Raw genomic sequence first — 14,734 nt, 5'->3', positions numbered from 1 at the left:
AGAACCTGAGCTTCCCAAGCTCATGACGTGGGTTCGATTCCCATCACCCGCTCCACTCCGTTCCTCGCAGTTCCGGCACACGCGGCCACGCCCCACTTGCGGTGCCATTGAAATCCCGTGCTTTTCTGTATCGCGGCCAGGGTGGCAGCGTCCCTCTGCCCGTCGCCTACCCGTCGCGGGGATGTGGCGCCTGCGCTTCCATGGCAGCACATCAGGGTCCCCGCAAGAAGGATCCGAATACCTCTGTGGCAAAGCCCAGCCACAGCCATTCCATTTGACAGACCAGGATCTAGCACTACCCTTAATAAGGGTATGGAATCATCGAAAAACGCCTACCACTAGAGTACGAACGCCCACCAGAAGAGTACAAAGACGTCATCGACGGTTTGTACCCGTGCTGTTTCGCTCTGTCCTAAACGCACAAGTATGCCCTTGAGGCACGGGAGTCGTTCCATGCAAGTACTCAGCGCAAGTCAATTCTTTCTGGTTTCCGATGTGCTCTCCCTGTGCATTGCGGCCTTCGCCGCCGCAAGCCTGTTCTTCTGGTTCGGTCGTTCGCAGGTCTCGTCGCACTACAAGACGGCTCTGACGATTACCGGGCTGGTAACCTTCATCGCCTTCTACAACTATTGGCGCCTCTTCGACAGCTGGGACGCCACCTATACCGTCGTCAACGGTGTGATCAGTGCCACGGGTGTGCCGTACAACCAAATCTATCGTTATACGGATTGGCTCCTCACCGTGCCGCTGCTGCTCATCGAATTGATCCTCGTGATGCGTCTACCGCAGGCCGAGACCATTTCTCGCGCGTGGAAACTCGGCAGCGCTGCCGCACTGATGATCCTGCTCGGCTATTTCGGTCAGGTCTCCGGCGCCAACGATTCTGCTCCACGCCTCATCGGTGGTGTCCTGTCGATGATCCCTTTCCTGTATATCGTCTTTGCCCTCTACAGTGGTCTCGGTGAAGCCATCGAACGTCAGCCGGAGACGGCACGTGGCCTGGTCCGACTCGCCCGCAACCTTACTGTCGTAGCCTGGTTCTTCTACCCCATCGTGTATTTCCTGCCCTTTGTGGTGTCCTTCGATGGTGGCACCATCACCACGGTGATCCAGATCGGCTATGCCGTCGCCGACCTCACGGCCAAGGTCATATTCGGCCTACTGATCTACACCATCGCGGTCCGTAAGTCCGAGGCGGAAGGCATGAAGGCCTGAGCCTTCACGTCCTTCTCAGCGCAGCCGCGGGGCCCTGCCCCGCCCTGCCCTCCAGCGCACGACTGCGAGGTACCCCATGGACAGCAAGAATGCGACAACCCATCTTCAGCAGGTCGAGCAACGTATGCACGACCTGATACAGCTCAACGCGGGCGGAGCCGCGACGGCTTGCGCCGCACACCTTCAGGCCGGCGGCTCGCGGGTGCGGGCGCGGCTGGCACTGCAGGCCTGCACGGCGCTCCGGGTAAACCACGACGACGCCATTGCCGTCGCCAGCGCCTGCGAGCTATTGCATAACGCTTCCTTGGTCCACGACGATCTGCAGGACCGGGACACCGAGCGGCGCGGCCGGCCGGCCCTGTGGCACAGCTTCGGCGAAGCCGTGGCCATCTGCGCCGGCGATCTCTTTCTCTCCGCCGCCTATGCGGCACTGACGGATACCGGCGCGCGCGCTGCGCCCCTGATGGCGTGCGTGCACCGCCGCGTAGCCGAGGTGATCCGCGGCCAGGGTGAGGATCTTGCACTGCGCACGGCGATTCCGGACTCCCTGGAGACCTACGAACGGGTCGCCCGCGCCAAATCCGGTCCATTACTGATACTGCCGCTGGAACTTTCCCTGACCCTCGCCCATCGCGAAGCCTTCATTCCAGCCGCGACCGAGGCCTGTGCCTGCTTTGCCGTGGGGTATCAGGCAGCGGATGATCTGGTCGACGAGGCGCGCGACGCTCTCCATAAGGAACTCAACCTGGTGGCGGTATTTGCGGCGCGCGGCGTGGCGGAGCCCATTGCGGCCACGCGCGCCCTGGCTCTGGAGCGTTTCACGCAGGCGCGTGCAGCCGCGCTGCGCCTGCCCTCTGGCTGCGGTGACCTGCTGGCAGAACTGGCCGCTCAGTACGCCAACGACCTCGCCACAAGTGTGAGGGCCTGCGCATGAGCCGAGTCGTCGTCATCGGTGCGGGTTTCGGGGGCATAGCGGCCGCCCTGCGCGCTCGCGCCAAGGGTCACTCGGTGACTGTAATCGATCGCGCTCCGCGCCTGGGGGGCCGTGCCCAGGTGTATGAGCGGGATGGCTTTCGTCACGATGCCGGACCCACAGTCCTGACGGCGCCCTTCCTCTTCGACGAGCTTTTTGCACTCTTTGGCAAGTCCACAGCGGACTACGTCAAGATCGTGCCGCTGCCGCTGTGGTATCGCTTCCGCTTCCACGACGGTGATACCTTTGACTACGGCGGCGGCATCGAGCAAACGCTGGCGGAGATCGCCCGCATTCATCCGCCGGACGTAGACGGTTACCGCGCGCTGCTCGAGCAGTCGCGACGCATCTACGAGGTCGGCTTTACCCAGCTGGGCGACGTGCCGTTTCACCGCCTCAGCTTCATGTTGCAACAGGTACCTCACCTGGTGCAGCTAGGGGCCTGGCGCACTGTCTGGCAGATGGTCGCGCACTACGTGCAGCACGAGAAGATCCGTCAGGCCTTCTCCATCCAGCCACTGTTGGTGGGCGGCAATCCCTTTGACACCACCAGCATCTACGCACTCATCCATTTTCTTGAGCGCGCCCACGGCGTGCACTTTGCCATGGGCGGGACCGGCGCTCTCGTCGATGGTCTGGGGCGGCTGATGCTGGAGGAGGGTATCGAGCTGCGTCTCGGCACCACCGTCACCGCCATCGAAGTCGACGGAGATCGGGCGCGCGCCGTGCACACCGCCGATGGCACGCGCCTTGCGCTGGACTACCTGATCTCCAACGCCGACCCAGTGCACCTCTATGAGCAGCTCTTGCCACGTACCGTCAGCAAACTCTCGGCGCGACTCAAGGCCCGTCACTGCGAACAGTCCATGGGACTGTTCGTGCTCTACTTTGGAGCGGCACGCCAGTACCCGGAGGTCGCTCACCACACCATCTGGATGGGTCCGCGCTACCGCGCCTTGCTGGATGACATCTTTCACCGCAAGGTGCTGGCCGAGGATTTCTCCATTTACCTGCATCGGCCTACCGCAACGGATCCGAGTTTTGCTCCCGCCGGTTGCGACAGCTTCTATGCCTTGGTCCCAGTGCCCAACCTCTCGGCGGATATCGACTGGGCGGTGGAGGGTCCGCGCCTGCGCGACCGGATCGTGGCGGCTCTGGGCTCTACCATCCTGCCGGATCTGGCGGCAACGATCCGCGCCGACTTCTTCGTGACCCCCGAAGACTTCGCCGAGCGCTACCTGTCGCCCCTGGGCGCCGGCTTCTCCATCGCACCGCACTTTCGCCAGTCGGCCTGGTTCCGTTTCCACAACCGCGGCGAGGGCCCTCGCAATCTCTACCTGGTAGGGGCCGGCACCCACCCCGGTGCGGGACTGCCGGGCGTCCTGTGCTCGGCGAAGGTGGTGGATCGCCTACTACCGGAGGCACTGGGAGGGCGCATGAGAGCAGCGTTACCGGCCGTCGTATGAGCACGTTCATGAGCGCGCGGAACGCTGGTACGAGACCATCCGCCTCGGCCCGGGAGGTTTTGCGTCGCCACGGCCGGACCTTTTTTGCCGCCAGTCACTTGCTGGGTCCGGTACACGCCGAGCGCGCAGCGGTCCTGTATGCCTTCTGCCGGTATGTGGATGATCTCGCCGATGGCGCCGGTGATCCCGAGTCGGCGCGCGCCAGACTGAGCGCCGTCGCGTGGACACTCGAGACCGGCGTCAGCGACGACCCCCATCTGGCGGCGTTGCTGGCCTTACAGGCGGATACGAGCATGCCCATTGAGCCGGCACTGGCGCTGATCGCCGGATTGGCCAGCGACCTCACGCCCGTGCGCATGCCCGATGAGGACGCTCTGATCCGCTACGCCTGGCAGGTGGCCGGCACCGTCGGTCTGATGATGTGCCGCGTTCTGGATGTCGACGATCCGCGTGCCGAGCCCTTTGCCATAGATCTTGGTATCGCCATGCAGCTCACCAACATCGCCCGCGATGTGGGCGAGGACGCTCGCATGAACCGGCGCTATCTGCCGGCAAGCTGGGTAGGCGAGATCGAACCGGCGGCGATCCTGCTGCCCAGCCCATCATTGGAAGCGACCTTGCGCGAGGGTACCCGGCGCCTGCTGATCTTGGCCGAACGCTACTATGCCAGCGGTGAGGAAGGGATGGGTTTTTTGCCACCGCGAGCGCGACTGGGGATCCTGACTGCGGCACGGATGTATCGGGCCATCGGCGCTCGCATCGCCGCCAGCGGCTACCGCAGCTGGGACCGCCGCGCGGTACTCGGACCACTCGCAAAGATCCATCGCGCCGCTGGCGCGGTACTGGCCTTCGTGACGGAACGACGCTTGCACCGCCGCGATGCTACCCACGACGCGCGCCTGCAGGAGGCGCTGCGAGGCTGCGTCACCGGCCTTGCAGCGCGGCGCAGAGCGGGGAACTCCGCATGAACAGGGTCGATGTCGATCTCGTCATCGTCGGCGGCGGCTTGGCCGGACTCTCCCTGGCGTCGCGTCTTGCCGCGCAGAACTTCGATGGCTCCGTGCTCCTTGTCGAGCCGCGTCTCGAGTACACCGACGACCGCAGTTGGTGTCTCTTCACTCCCGAGCAAAGCCCATGGGCTGTTGCCGCGACCCGCCGCTGGCAACGCTGGCGCATCGCCGCGCGTGCCGATGCCGGCCTGGAGTTGTCGGCGGCAGGCTGGTGCTACGCCTATCTGCGCAGCAGTGCGGTCTATGCTGCAGCACTGGCGAAGATTGCCGAGACGCCGCGGATCCAGCTCCTACGCGGCCATCGGGTCGATTCGATCCGCGCGCTGGATCCAGGCGTCGAGATCAGCAGCAGTGCGGGGACCGTGCGGGCGCGTTGGGCTGTAGACACACGTCCACCGTCGATACAAAGGATAGCCCAGGCAACGCTTCGACAGTCTTTCGCTGGTCGCGAGATCGTTCTCTCCGGCAGCTTCGTGGACGACGGTGTAGTGGAGCTCATGACGGACATGCACACCGACGCCCATGGCTTTGTCTTTACCTACGTCTTGCCGCTCTCTCCGGAGAGGGCTCTGGTAGAGGCGACGCGCTTCTCCACCACGACCCTCGACCCCGGCGTGCTCGAGGCCGACCTCGACGCCGTACTGGAAGCCCGCGGTTGGGCTAGCGCGCAGGTACTGCGACAGGAAAGCGCCACCCTTCCCATGGGGCTTCCTGTCGTGGACACGGTGAAAGCATCGCCCGCGGTGGTCTGCGCGGGAATCGGCGCCGGCGCTCTGCGCGCCGCTTCGGGCTACGGCTTTGCCCGAATCCAGGCCTGGGCGGATCGCTGCGCGCAGGCGCTGGCTCGGGGTGCCGCACCCTGTGGGCATCCCCGGGAGCCCCGCCTGCAGGCTTGGATGGACACCACCTTTCTGCGCGTCCTGGCGGCGGAACCGGAGCGTACCCCAGCCTTTTTCACGGCACTGGCGCGCGCCCTGCCGGGCACCGTTTTCGCACGCTTCATGGCCGACGCGGCCCGGCCTGCGGATCTCGCACGCATCGTCGCCGCCCTGCCGCCGGCGCCCTTCCTGCGTGCGCTGATGCATTCACGACCCCGACCGAGCGCAGCGGTGACCATGTGAACGCCCGGACCCACAGCACGGCCGCCAGCTCGTTCGCCACGGAGACCTGGGTTTTTCTTGCTCTGGGTTCGGGCGTAGTTGCTTGGTATACGCTGGTCATGCAGACCGGCACTGCGGACATTGGCACCTGGCTCGTGCTTTTCCTGGCCGTGGCCGTGGCTCTCTTTGGACTGCCGCATGGCGCCCTCGATCCATGGGTCGCGCGCAGAGCAGAGTTGTGGCACACGCCCACGGGCTGCGTGGTCTTCCACTTGGCTTACGTCGCCCTGGTGCTGCTCGTGATATGGGCCTGGCGAGCGGCTCCGACTGCGGCACTGGTGGTTTTTCTTGGGGTCTCCGCCTGGCATTTCGGGAGCGACTGGCGCCCATCCCTGCATTCCCTGCCCCGCTTCGGCGCCGGTATCGCCATGTTGGGGCTTCCGGCCTGGCGTTGGCCGGGCCAGATCGATGCGGCCTTCGGTATGCTGGCGGGCGCGGGAGGGCAGGCCCTCGCACATATCCTGACCGCAGCCGGTCCCTTTTTCCTCGTGGCACTGCTGACCGTGGCGCTTCTGGCGCTGGGACGTGGCCCGCGCACCGCTGCAGCCGAGCTTGGAGGCGTTACCGCGTTGGCGCTGCTGCTGCCACCCTTGTGGTTTTTCCTCGTCTACTTCTGCGCCTTGCACAGTCTGCGGCATCTACGCCTGGTCACCGAGGCCGTGCCCAGCGATCGTCGTCCGCGCCTGGCGGCCATGGCGCTGGGCTACACGGCGCTTACCGTGGTCGGCGCCGCGCTGGCCTGGCCCTGGCTGGCGGGGCTGCCTGTCCAGGCGGCGGGGAGCGAAGGCCTGCTGCGCGTGGTCTTCATTGGACTTGCGGCCGTCACCCTACCGCATGTGCTGGTGGTGGAGTACGCCGAAAACCACACGCCCGCGTGACGAAGACCGCAAGACAGGGACCCCGTCGCTCGCAACTACCCCATGAGACGAGAATCCCATCGAGGCAGGCGCAACTGACAACCGCATCTCGCCACGCGCGCCGGCCTCGTTGCGGCGAATATCCGCTCAGTACAAAGGCCGGTCCAGCTCCGCCAGAATGGCATCCACGCGGGCGCGGACGTCGTCCCGCATGCGGATGGGTCGTCCCCACTCCCGCTGGGTCTCGCCCGGGAGCTTGTTGGTGGCGTCGAAGCCGATCTTGCCGCCGAGACCGGCCACCGGCGAAGCAAAATCGAGGTAGTCGATGGGGGTGTTGTCCACCAGCAGGGTGTCCCGCACCGGGTCCATGCGTGTGGTCATGGCCCAGATCACGTCCGGCCAGCTGCGCGCGTCGATGTCCTCATCCACGACGATGATGAACTTGGTGTACATGAATTGCCGCAGGAAACCCCACACCCCGAACATGACTCGCTTGGCGTGGCCCGGATAGCCCTTGCGGATGCGCACCACCGCCAGTCGGTAGGAACAACCTTCGGGAGGCAGGTAAAAGTCGAGGATCTCCGGATACTGTTTCTGTAGCAGCGGGACGAAGACCTCGTTCAAGGCCACCCCGAGGATGGCGGGTTCATCAGGCGGACGCCCGGTGTAGGTGCTGTGGTAGATGGGGTCGCGGCGGTGGGTCAGGCGCTCGATGGTGAGGACGGGAAAACGCTCCGTTTCGTTGTAGTAGCCGGTGTGATCACCGAAGGGGCCCTCTACGGCAAAATCGTCCGGGTAAATATGGCCCTCCAGGACCAGCTCGGCATGGGCCGGTACCTGCAAGGGCACCAGGGTGGCGTTGGCAAGATCGGTGCGGGCGCCGCGCAGGAGTCCTGCGAACTGGTGCTCGGAGATGGTATCGGGGATGGGGATCACCGCCGCGAGGATCGTCGCGGGATCTGCCCCGAAGGCCACAGCCACGGGGAAGGGCTCGCCCGGGTGCTGCTTTTGAAACTCGCGCAGGTCCTGCGCGCCGCCGCGATGGGCCAGCCAGCGCATGATGACGCGGCGCGGTCCTAGGAGCTGTTGACGGTAGATCCCCATGTTGGCGCGCTTTTTGTGGGGGCCGCGGGTGATGGTCAGACCCCAGGTCAAGAGCGGCCCCACGTCTTCCGGCCAGCAAGTCTGCACCGGCCAGCGGGTGAGGTCGATATCGTCGCCTTCCAACACCAGCTCTTGGCAGGGAGGATTGCGCAGGGTGTGGGGCGCCATGTGCAGCACCTTGCGTAAGGTCGGCAGTTTCTCCCAAAGCTCGCGCAGCCCCCTGGGCGGGTCTGGTTCCTTGAGATAGGCGAGAAGGCGACCGATTTCGCGCAGATCCGCCAGCGACTCACCGCCCATGCCCAAGGCCACCCGCTCCGGCGTACCGAAGAGATTACCGAGGACGGGAATATCGAAACCCGTCGGCTGCTCAAAAAGGATGGCTGGACCGCCGTGCCGCAGGCTGCGGTCGCAGATTTCCGTCATCTCCAATACCGGTGACACCGGGGTAGAGATTCGCCGCAATTGGCCGCGGCGCTCCAGGTCCGCCAGGAAAGCACGCAGGTCACGATAGCTCATCCGACGATTCTAACCATTTTCCGAGCCCGCTGTCTGCCGGCATCGCTCAAGTGTCCGGCGGGTCCTCCCGCGCCACGACGAATGCCGTATCGTCCACCGCCACAGACGAAGTTGCGCGGATGTCGATGGCCTCGTGACCGCTGATGTACTCCTCCGCGAGGACCGTGAGGCATTCCACCTCGCTCTCGGCGACGGGAGCAAAGCCACTGAAACCCAGGTCGGCCAGCAGTCGTCGCCCGCCCTCCTCTTCCGTCATGGCACAGAGCACGTGCACAAGCTCTTCGCGGCGCGGCAGGAGTCGCGGTCCGGCGCAAAAGGCATGAAAGGCAAAGGCGTCGTCGGAGCGGGCGATGACCCGTAGGCCCTTGCGCACCACGCTACTGGCCGCGTCAAAGACCTCATTGAAAACGAAGCCCAATTGCGCCTGCCCTTGCAGCAGGGCCTGCAGGACCGAGCGATAGCTACCGGTGAAATGGAAATCCAGGCGCGCACGATCCACCTCGGCGCGATCCAGCAGGAAGAGCCCAACCATGTGCACCAGGGTCTCCGGGCTCGCCGAAGCGATCCGCAGACGCTCCGGGAGGTCCGCCAAGCTGCGGATATCGCTGTCTTCACGCACGCAGAGGTAAACCTCATCGTAGTGCTCCCGCGGTTTCACCAAGGGCTCGAAGCCTGCCTTGTCACGATACTGGACCCAGTCGAAAGGATTGGCATAGACCAAGTCGTACTGCCCCCCGAGGATCGCTTTGCGACAGGCATAAAAATCCTCGAAAGGCGAAAAGCGCATGCGCAGGCCCAAATGTTTCTGCAGATAGGTATTGAACAGGAACCAGGCCGGAAGATTCTTGCCGGAATAATTGGGATCTACCGTCAGCGCCAGGATTTCCGCACTGGTGCCACCGACGGGATCGTTGCCCTCTCTCATACCGCGCCCTCAGATATCGAAATCCACCGGAATCTCGCCGAGGATATTCAGGTGGATATTGAAAGGAGTCATATACTTCATGGCCGTCATCATGGACCCTTTGAATTTCAGTTTACGGGTCATCAGGGCCGCCTTGCCGCTGAGCTCACCGCTCAGGATCTTTTTCCAGTTGTCGAGGGTCGTCCACATGATGAAATCCCGACGTCGACCGTCCGAAGGACCGGCATAGATGACTTTGCCCGCCTTACAGAACAGCATGACGTGGGGTATGTCGGGGCGATCCTCGATATAGTACTCCCAAGTCGCATTGAAATGCTTCAGGTCTTTCTGGATTTCGGGGTGGTTGTCCCACTGCTTTCCTACCTGCCGAATCCACTCGGTACTCATGAATTTCGCTGCCATTTTCGCCACCATTATTTTATAAGCAAATTCTACTTAATACGGACTCCTCCGACTCTTAGGCAGCATTTAGACGAACTACGAAAATCCGCCCGAACGCAAAGCATGTTGGAGGATCGCACTGCTCAGCCAGAGTCCGAAGAAGGCCGGCATGTAGGAGATGGTACCGTTGATGGTCTTGCCGCGCCCTCCAGGACCCGCCGTGGGCGCTTCGGCCGGTGCCGTCGGTCGCGGTGTCTCACGCGAGTACACCGTCCAGAGGTCCAGGCTACCGCCTGCTTTGCGCAGCAGGGCACGCACCTCCCGCGCCAGCGGACAGCCTTCGGTCTGATTCAGGCGCGCGAGGCGAATCTGAGCGGGATCCAGCCGATTGCCGGCACCCATGCTCGAGAATACGGATAGTCCCAGACTCTGCGCAGCGAGGATGAGCTCGACCTTGCAGGCGATGGCGTCGATACAGTCGGCGAGAATGTCGGCACCGATCTCGGCCAGCAGCGGGTAGACATTGCGGCCATCGAGAAAGACCTCGCGCACATCCACCCGGCAGTTTGGCGCAATGTCTGCAATGCGCTCCCGCATCACGGCCACTTTCATACGTCCGATGGTCGAGTGCAGGGCCACCAATTGGCGGTTGAGATTGCTCACACCGACCCGATCGTGATCGATGAGGGTCAGCCGACCGACGCCGGCGCGCGCCAAGTTTTCGGCCACGTAACCACCGACACCCCCCAGACCCGCCACCACGACGTGACACTGGCCGAGATAGTCTAGCGCTTCGCTTCCCAAAAGAATTTCCGTACGGCTGAAGGGGCTTTCCATGGTTCAGGATTCCGACAGGGCAAAAAGGGATCGGGCGGTCGCCGCAGTGGCGGCGGCCAGGGAGTCTGGGTCCTCGGCGCGCAGCGCGGCCAGAGTAGAGAGCACCGAGACGATGCGGGCCGGCTCATTACGCCCTCCGAGCCCGTCGGCAGGTGCCTGCCAGGGGGCATCGGTCTCCAGGAGAAAGGTGCCCGCCGGTAGGCGTGCGGCCAGTTCCCGCAGGCGCTGGGCGCGTGGGTGCGTCAGTGCGCCGCCGAGACCGAGGTGCAGACCCAGATCCAGCGCTTTCTGAGCCTGCACCCAGCTTCCGGCAAAGCTGTGGATGACGCCGCGCAGGCCAGATCGATGCCGCAGGGTCTGCAGCAGGTCTTCGGTACTACGACGAGCATGGAAGATGACGGGCAGGTTCAGCTCCTCGGCAAGGTCCAGCTGTCGATTCAAAAAGTCCATCTGCACCTTCCACGGCGCTGCATCCGCCCCCCGGTCCAGGCCGACCTCGCCCAGAGCGACGGCGGCGCCCAGATAGCGACGAAGATCCCGCTCCCAGGATTGGACCATGGTCTCCGACAAGGCCTCGAGGTAGCAGGGGTGTGCCCCGAAGGCAGCAAACCAGGCCGAGTTGGTGGCTGCGACCTCCGCTAGCCGCTGCCACTGCCGCGGGTCGTAGGCCGGCAAAATGAGCGCGGTGACGCCAGCGGCCCGCGCTCTTGCCCAAACCGATGCGCGATCCAGCGCAAAGTCCGGAGCGTCGAGGTGGCAGTGGCTGTCGATGATTCCCTGGGCCATGGCCGCAGAGTACGGCAAGGCAGCTGGATCGACAACGATTCCCCTTGCCCTGATTCGGGCTTTGCTCTTAAATGGGACCATGAATCCTGCAACGGCTGAGCGGATGGAGAGCGCAGAAATCGCTGTGCTGGGTAACGGCCCGGTGGCGCAGAGCCTCGTCCTTGCTCTTGGCGAATACGGAGTGTCCTGTATTCTGGTGGACACCCGTCCGGCGACGGCCCATGCCCCCGATTCCAGCGTTGAGAGAACCGTCGCCCTCGCCTTGGGTTCACGCCGCCTGCTGGATGGCCTCGGGGTGCGACTTGGGGATCCGGGAGCAGGAGCCATCGGGCGGGTACAGATTTCCCAGGCGGGAGCGGGCCCCCGGGTAGAGCTTTCCCACCGCCTTCTGCAGGCTCCGGAAAAGCGCCTGGGGGAGGTCTGGCCACTACCCGTCCTCAGTGCTGCCATTGCCCAGACGCTGCAAGAGCGGGGGACGATCGCGGCACAACCGTGGGGACCACTGCAGGGTTTTTCCTGGCATCCGGATCACGTCCAGCTGCGCTGGCCGGGTAGGCAGGTCCGGGCGCGACTGGTCGTCCTCGCCGATGGCGGCCACGGTCATCTCGGTCCTCTGCTGGGTCTGCAACGCCGAGGCTGGGATCACAACCGCCATGCCCTCATCGCCCGGGTCCGAGTCGCCAGCGAACCCCAGGGGGAACGTTGTGCCTACGAGCACTTTCTCGCCAGCGGCCCCCTAGCCTTTCTGCCGGTGGAGGCGCCGCGGGAATTCTCGCTGGTGTGGAGCCTGTATCCCAGCCAGGCTGCCGCACTGCTTTACGCCAACGACTTCGTTTTTCTGCAGAAACTCAATGCCGTCCGACCCCAAGGCCTCGCTGCCGTCACCGAGGTGCGCAATCGCGGCTTCTATCCCCTGCACTTTCAGCAATATCTGGCCGCGCCCGAAACTCGCGTGGCTTTGCTGGGCAATGCCGCCCAGACCCTGCACCCCCTTGCGGGTCAAGGCTACAATCTCGGTCTGCGCGACAGTGTCACCCTTGCGGCCCTCCTGCGGGAAACTCTGGAGCGTGGGGAAGATCCCGGCGGGACTGGGGTACTGCAAGATTTTCAGCGCATCCGCCGGCGCGATCGTCTGGAAATCATAGCCTTCACCGAAGGGATGAATCGCCTTTTCGGGATCGACCTCACACCCTTGCACCTGCTCCGTGCAGCTGGGCTCGCGGCGCTGCAGTGGTCGCCTACCGTCAAGACCCGTCTCGCCGCACGCCTGGCAGGCCTGCGCCTGCCCGTGGACAGCAGTATTCCCGACCTCGACGTGGAGAACGCCGCCCATGCCCGATCCTGATTCCTATGACATAGCGGTGTCCGGCGCCGGGATGGTTGGCGCCGCCTTGGCTCTGGCCCTGGCTCGGGAAGGCTGGCGGGTGGTCGTTGCCGAAAGGCGCAGCGCGGCCGCCTGCGCCGCTTCGGATCCCTACCAGCGCATCAGTCTCGTCAATGCTGCCGCCGCGGAGTTTTTGACGGATCTTGGCATCGATGTCATCAGCCTCGGAACGCCGGTGGTGCGGATGCGGGTCTGGGACCAGGAATGGCCAGGCAGCATACAGCTGGATGCCGAAGACCAGGGATTGCAACGGCTGGGCTACATGGTGGAGAACCGACGGCTGGAGCAGGCCCTGCACGGTGCCCTCCGGCGCAGCGGGGCCGCCCTGCACTACGATACTCAGTGGCAGGCGGGTCCCCTTCAGGATAATTACCGACTCTTGTACGACGGGCGCGGTACGAGGATCGTTGCATCGCTGCTGGCCATCGCTGAGGGCCGAGAGTCATCGTTGCGGGACCAGTGCGCGCCCGCTCCCATTTGGCGAGAGGATTACCGACAGCAGGCCATCACCGCGACCATCTGGACGGAGCGGCCCCACGCCGGGGTAGCCTACCAGCGCTTCCTCCCCACAGGGCCGCTGGCCGTGCTGCCTTTCAGCGACGATGCCGAGGGACGGCCACGCGCAAGCATCGTCTGGAGTGCACGCAACCGCCTGGCGCGGCAGTTACTGGCTCTGCCCGACGCGCAGTTTCTATGCCGGCTGCAGGAAAGTTTTGGAGCCCAGCTGGGGCGTTTCACGGCCATCGGCAAGCGCGGCCACCACCGCTTGTCGGCGCTACATCTCAGCCGCTATCGGGGTGAGCGGGTGGTCGTCTTGGGCGACAGTGCCCACGGCGTTCACCCGCTGGCTGGGCTCGGCGTCAATCTGGGTTTTCGCGATGTCGCTGCCTTGCGTCTGGTGCTTCTGGAAGCGCAGCGGCAGCGTCGGGACTGGGGTTCGGCCCAGGTATTGGCACAGTACGAAGCCCGGCGTCGTCCCGACAATTTGATCACGGTACTCACTTGCGGTGCCCTCAACCACCTTTTCTCCAACCGCAGTACTGCCCTGGCCGGCCTGCGCGATATCGGTCTTCTGGGCAGCAATCTGATTCCACCCGTCAAGGCATTTTTCATTCGTCAGGCCACAGGCCTCTGAGGAGTCTGTCATGCAGAACCGTATTGCCGACAATCTTGCCGCCGCCCTCGGCGACACCCTCGCCCGCCTTGGTTCCGTCAAGGAAGACGTGGACCAGCAGTTGCGGGCCGCGGTGGCCAATGCTCTGGATCGTCTGGACATCGTTACCCGCGAGGATTTCGACATCCAACAGGATCTCGTAGCGCGACTCGGCGCCCGTCTGGCGGCACTGGAAGAGCGCGTCGCCCGCCTGGAGGGCGAGCATCCTTCGGACGAAGCTCCGGCCAGCGAACCGCCCGCAGCGGACTGATTCGTGCCCCTGGCAATCGTTCAGAGTCGGGCGGTTGCCGGTATTCAGGGAGCCGAAGTGGTGGTCGAGTGCGATCTCGGCCCGGGGTTGCCCACCTTTGCCATCGTCGGGCTCGCCGAGACGGCGGTGAAGGAGGCCCGCGACCGCGTACGCTCGGCCATCCAGAATAGCGGCTTGGATTTTCCGGCGCGACGCATCGTCGTCAACCTCGCCCCGGCAGATCTGCCCAAAGAGGGCGGTCGCTTCGATCTGCCCATCGCCTTGGGTATCCTTGCGGCCAGTGGTCAGATCCCGATGGCGGCCCTGGCTGCGACGGAATGCATCGGTGAACTCGCCTTGGATGGAAGCCTGCGTCCGGTTCCCGGTGCTTTGAGTGCTGCCTTGGCGGCCGGCGCCGCAGGCCGGGAGTTGCTCCTTCCCCACGGCAACGCCGAGGAAGCAGTCCTCGCCGATGGCCCCGTCATCCGCGCAGCCGGCAAGCTGGCCGAGGCCGTGGCCCACCTGCGTGGGCAGCAACCCTTGCCGGCATACGCTGCCAGCGCTGCAGAGGACCCCGAAGCATGGATTGAGGCGATGCCCGATATGGCCGATGTCCGAGGCCAGGAAATGGCCAAGCGGGCACTCGTCGTCGCCGCTGTGGGTGGGCATCATCTGCTTCTGTCGGGTCCGCCGGGCACCGGCAAAACTATGCTCGCA

General features: G+C 64.5%; 15 protein-coding genes. 10 read left to right on the top strand and 5 right to left on the bottom strand.

Translation table 11 applies throughout. The features are described 5' to 3' along the window. Positions 1 to 453 precede the first annotated feature (453 nt). From Q0C23_RS09575 to Q0C23_RS09550, 6 genes are all read left to right on the top strand, one after another. Positions 454 to 1,215 carry a bacteriorhodopsin-like gene (locus Q0C23_RS09575; RefSeq protein WP_291512153.1) on the top strand — a complete coding sequence of 254 codons (762 nt, stop codon included), beginning with the start codon at positions 454 to 456 and terminating at the stop codon, positions 1,213 to 1,215. A gap of 76 nt (positions 1,216 to 1,291) precedes the next feature. Then, on the top strand, positions 1,292 to 2,149 hold the full coding sequence (locus tag Q0C23_RS09570) for a polyprenyl synthetase family protein (protein WP_291512152.1): 858 nt from the start codon (positions 1,292 to 1,294) through the stop codon (positions 2,147 to 2,149). After that, positions 2,146 to 3,654, top strand: coding sequence for a phytoene desaturase family protein (crtI, locus tag Q0C23_RS09565; RefSeq protein WP_291512151.1), 1,509 nt, complete (start codon positions 2,146 to 2,148; stop codon positions 3,652 to 3,654). Before Q0C23_RS09570 ends, crtI begins: the two co-directional genes overlap by 4 nt. Positions 3,655 to 3,662: 8 nt before the next feature. Further along, on the top strand, positions 3,663 to 4,622 hold the full coding sequence (locus Q0C23_RS09560; RefSeq protein ID WP_291512150.1) for a phytoene/squalene synthase family protein: 960 nt from the start codon (positions 3,663 to 3,665) through the stop codon (positions 4,620 to 4,622). After that, on the top strand, positions 4,619 to 5,785 hold the full coding sequence (locus Q0C23_RS09555) for a lycopene cyclase family protein (protein ID WP_291512149.1): 1,167 nt from the start codon (positions 4,619 to 4,621) through the stop codon (positions 5,783 to 5,785). The genes Q0C23_RS09560 and Q0C23_RS09555 overlap by 4 nt, the downstream gene beginning before the upstream one ends. Then, positions 5,782 to 6,702, top strand: a complete 921-nt coding sequence (locus Q0C23_RS09550) for a Brp/Blh family beta-carotene 15,15'-dioxygenase (protein ID WP_291512148.1) — start codon at positions 5,782 to 5,784, stop codon at positions 6,700 to 6,702. The genes Q0C23_RS09555 and Q0C23_RS09550 overlap by 4 nt, the downstream gene beginning before the upstream one ends. A gap of 126 nt (positions 6,703 to 6,828) precedes the next feature. Here Q0C23_RS09550 and ubiD read toward each other — a convergent pair whose 3' ends face one another. From ubiD to Q0C23_RS09525, 5 genes are all read right to left on the bottom strand, one after another. Further along, positions 6,829 to 8,301 carry a 4-hydroxy-3-polyprenylbenzoate decarboxylase gene (ubiD, locus tag Q0C23_RS09545; protein WP_291512147.1) on the bottom strand — a complete coding sequence of 491 codons (1,473 nt, stop codon included), beginning with the start codon at positions 8,299 to 8,301 and terminating at the stop codon, positions 6,829 to 6,831. 46 nt (positions 8,302 to 8,347) lie between these two features. Continuing rightward, positions 8,348 to 9,226: a phosphate/phosphite/phosphonate ABC transporter substrate-binding protein gene (locus tag Q0C23_RS09540; protein ID WP_291512146.1), complete on the bottom strand. Its 879-nt coding sequence runs from the start codon at positions 9,224 to 9,226 to the stop codon at positions 8,348 to 8,350. Between the two features lie 9 nt (positions 9,227 to 9,235). Then, positions 9,236 to 9,628: an SCP2 sterol-binding domain-containing protein gene (locus Q0C23_RS09535; RefSeq protein ID WP_367273193.1), complete on the bottom strand. Its 393-nt coding sequence runs from the start codon at positions 9,626 to 9,628 to the stop codon at positions 9,236 to 9,238. Between the two features lie 75 nt (positions 9,629 to 9,703). Beyond that, the gene (locus Q0C23_RS09530; protein WP_291512144.1) at positions 9,704 to 10,444 is read right to left on the bottom strand and encodes a tRNA threonylcarbamoyladenosine dehydratase; all 741 of its coding nucleotides are present in this window, start codon (positions 10,442 to 10,444) and stop codon (positions 9,704 to 9,706) included. Between the two features lie 3 nt (positions 10,445 to 10,447). Further along, complete coding sequence (locus tag Q0C23_RS09525; RefSeq protein WP_291512143.1) at positions 10,448 to 11,248, bottom strand: TatD family hydrolase; 801 nt, start codon at positions 11,246 to 11,248, stop codon at positions 10,448 to 10,450. A gap of 85 nt (positions 11,249 to 11,333) precedes the next feature. Between Q0C23_RS09525 and Q0C23_RS09520 the strand changes: the two genes are divergently transcribed. The 4 genes from Q0C23_RS09520 to Q0C23_RS09505 form a co-directional block, all read left to right on the top strand. After that, positions 11,334 to 12,575 carry an FAD-dependent monooxygenase gene (locus Q0C23_RS09520; RefSeq protein WP_291512142.1) on the top strand — a complete coding sequence of 414 codons (1,242 nt, stop codon included), beginning with the start codon at positions 11,334 to 11,336 and terminating at the stop codon, positions 12,573 to 12,575. Next, positions 12,562 to 13,749, top strand: coding sequence for an FAD-dependent monooxygenase (locus Q0C23_RS09515; protein ID WP_291512141.1), 1,188 nt, complete (start codon positions 12,562 to 12,564; stop codon positions 13,747 to 13,749). The genes Q0C23_RS09520 and Q0C23_RS09515 overlap by 14 nt, the downstream gene beginning before the upstream one ends. Before the next feature lie 10 nt (positions 13,750 to 13,759). Then, positions 13,760 to 14,038: an accessory factor UbiK family protein gene (locus tag Q0C23_RS09510; RefSeq protein ID WP_291512140.1), complete on the top strand. Its 279-nt coding sequence runs from the start codon at positions 13,760 to 13,762 to the stop codon at positions 14,036 to 14,038. A gap of 3 nt (positions 14,039 to 14,041) precedes the next feature. Then, a partial coding sequence (locus Q0C23_RS09505; protein WP_291512139.1) for a magnesium chelatase domain-containing protein occupies positions 14,042 to 14,734 on the top strand: 693 nt, incomplete at its 3' end.

Origin of the sequence: Acidithiobacillus sp. (assembly GCF_023256195.1) — a bacterium.
In the GTDB taxonomy this organism is placed as follows: Bacteria; Pseudomonadota; Gammaproteobacteria; order Acidithiobacillales; family Acidithiobacillaceae; genus Acidithiobacillus_A.
Note: the sequence above shows the minus strand (reverse complement) of the source record. Positions and strands in the feature narration are given on the sequence as shown.

Coding starts and splice junctions, on each gene's coding strand:
- Q0C23_RS09575 (WP_291512153.1), top strand. CDS start 454: ATGCAAGTACTCAGCGCAAGTCAATTCTTTCTGGTTTCCGATGTGCTC.
- Q0C23_RS09570 (WP_291512152.1), top strand. CDS start 1,292: ATGGACAGCAAGAATGCGACAACCCATCTTCAGCAGGTCGAGCAACGT.
- crtI (WP_291512151.1), top strand. CDS start 2,146: ATGAGCCGAGTCGTCGTCATCGGTGCGGGTTTCGGGGGCATAGCGGCC.
- Q0C23_RS09560 (WP_291512150.1), top strand. CDS start 3,663: ATGAGCGCGCGGAACGCTGGTACGAGACCATCCGCCTCGGCCCGGGAG.
- Q0C23_RS09555 (WP_291512149.1), top strand. CDS start 4,619: ATGAACAGGGTCGATGTCGATCTCGTCATCGTCGGCGGCGGCTTGGCC.
- ubiD (WP_291512147.1), bottom strand. CDS start 8,301: ATGAGCTATCGTGACCTGCGTGCTTTCCTGGCGGACCTGGAGCGCCGC.
- Q0C23_RS09540 (WP_291512146.1), bottom strand. CDS start 9,226: ATGAGAGAGGGCAACGATCCCGTCGGTGGCACCAGTGCGGAAATCCTG.
- Q0C23_RS09535 (WP_367273193.1), bottom strand. CDS start 9,628: ATGGCAGCGAAATTCATGAGTACCGAGTGGATTCGGCAGGTAGGAAAG.
- Q0C23_RS09530 (WP_291512144.1), bottom strand. CDS start 10,444: ATGGAAAGCCCCTTCAGCCGTACGGAAATTCTTTTGGGAAGCGAAGCG.
- Q0C23_RS09520 (WP_291512142.1), top strand. CDS start 11,334: ATGGAGAGCGCAGAAATCGCTGTGCTGGGTAACGGCCCGGTGGCGCAG.
- Q0C23_RS09515 (WP_291512141.1), top strand. CDS start 12,562: ATGCCCGATCCTGATTCCTATGACATAGCGGTGTCCGGCGCCGGGATG.
- Q0C23_RS09510 (WP_291512140.1), top strand. CDS start 13,760: ATGCAGAACCGTATTGCCGACAATCTTGCCGCCGCCCTCGGCGACACC.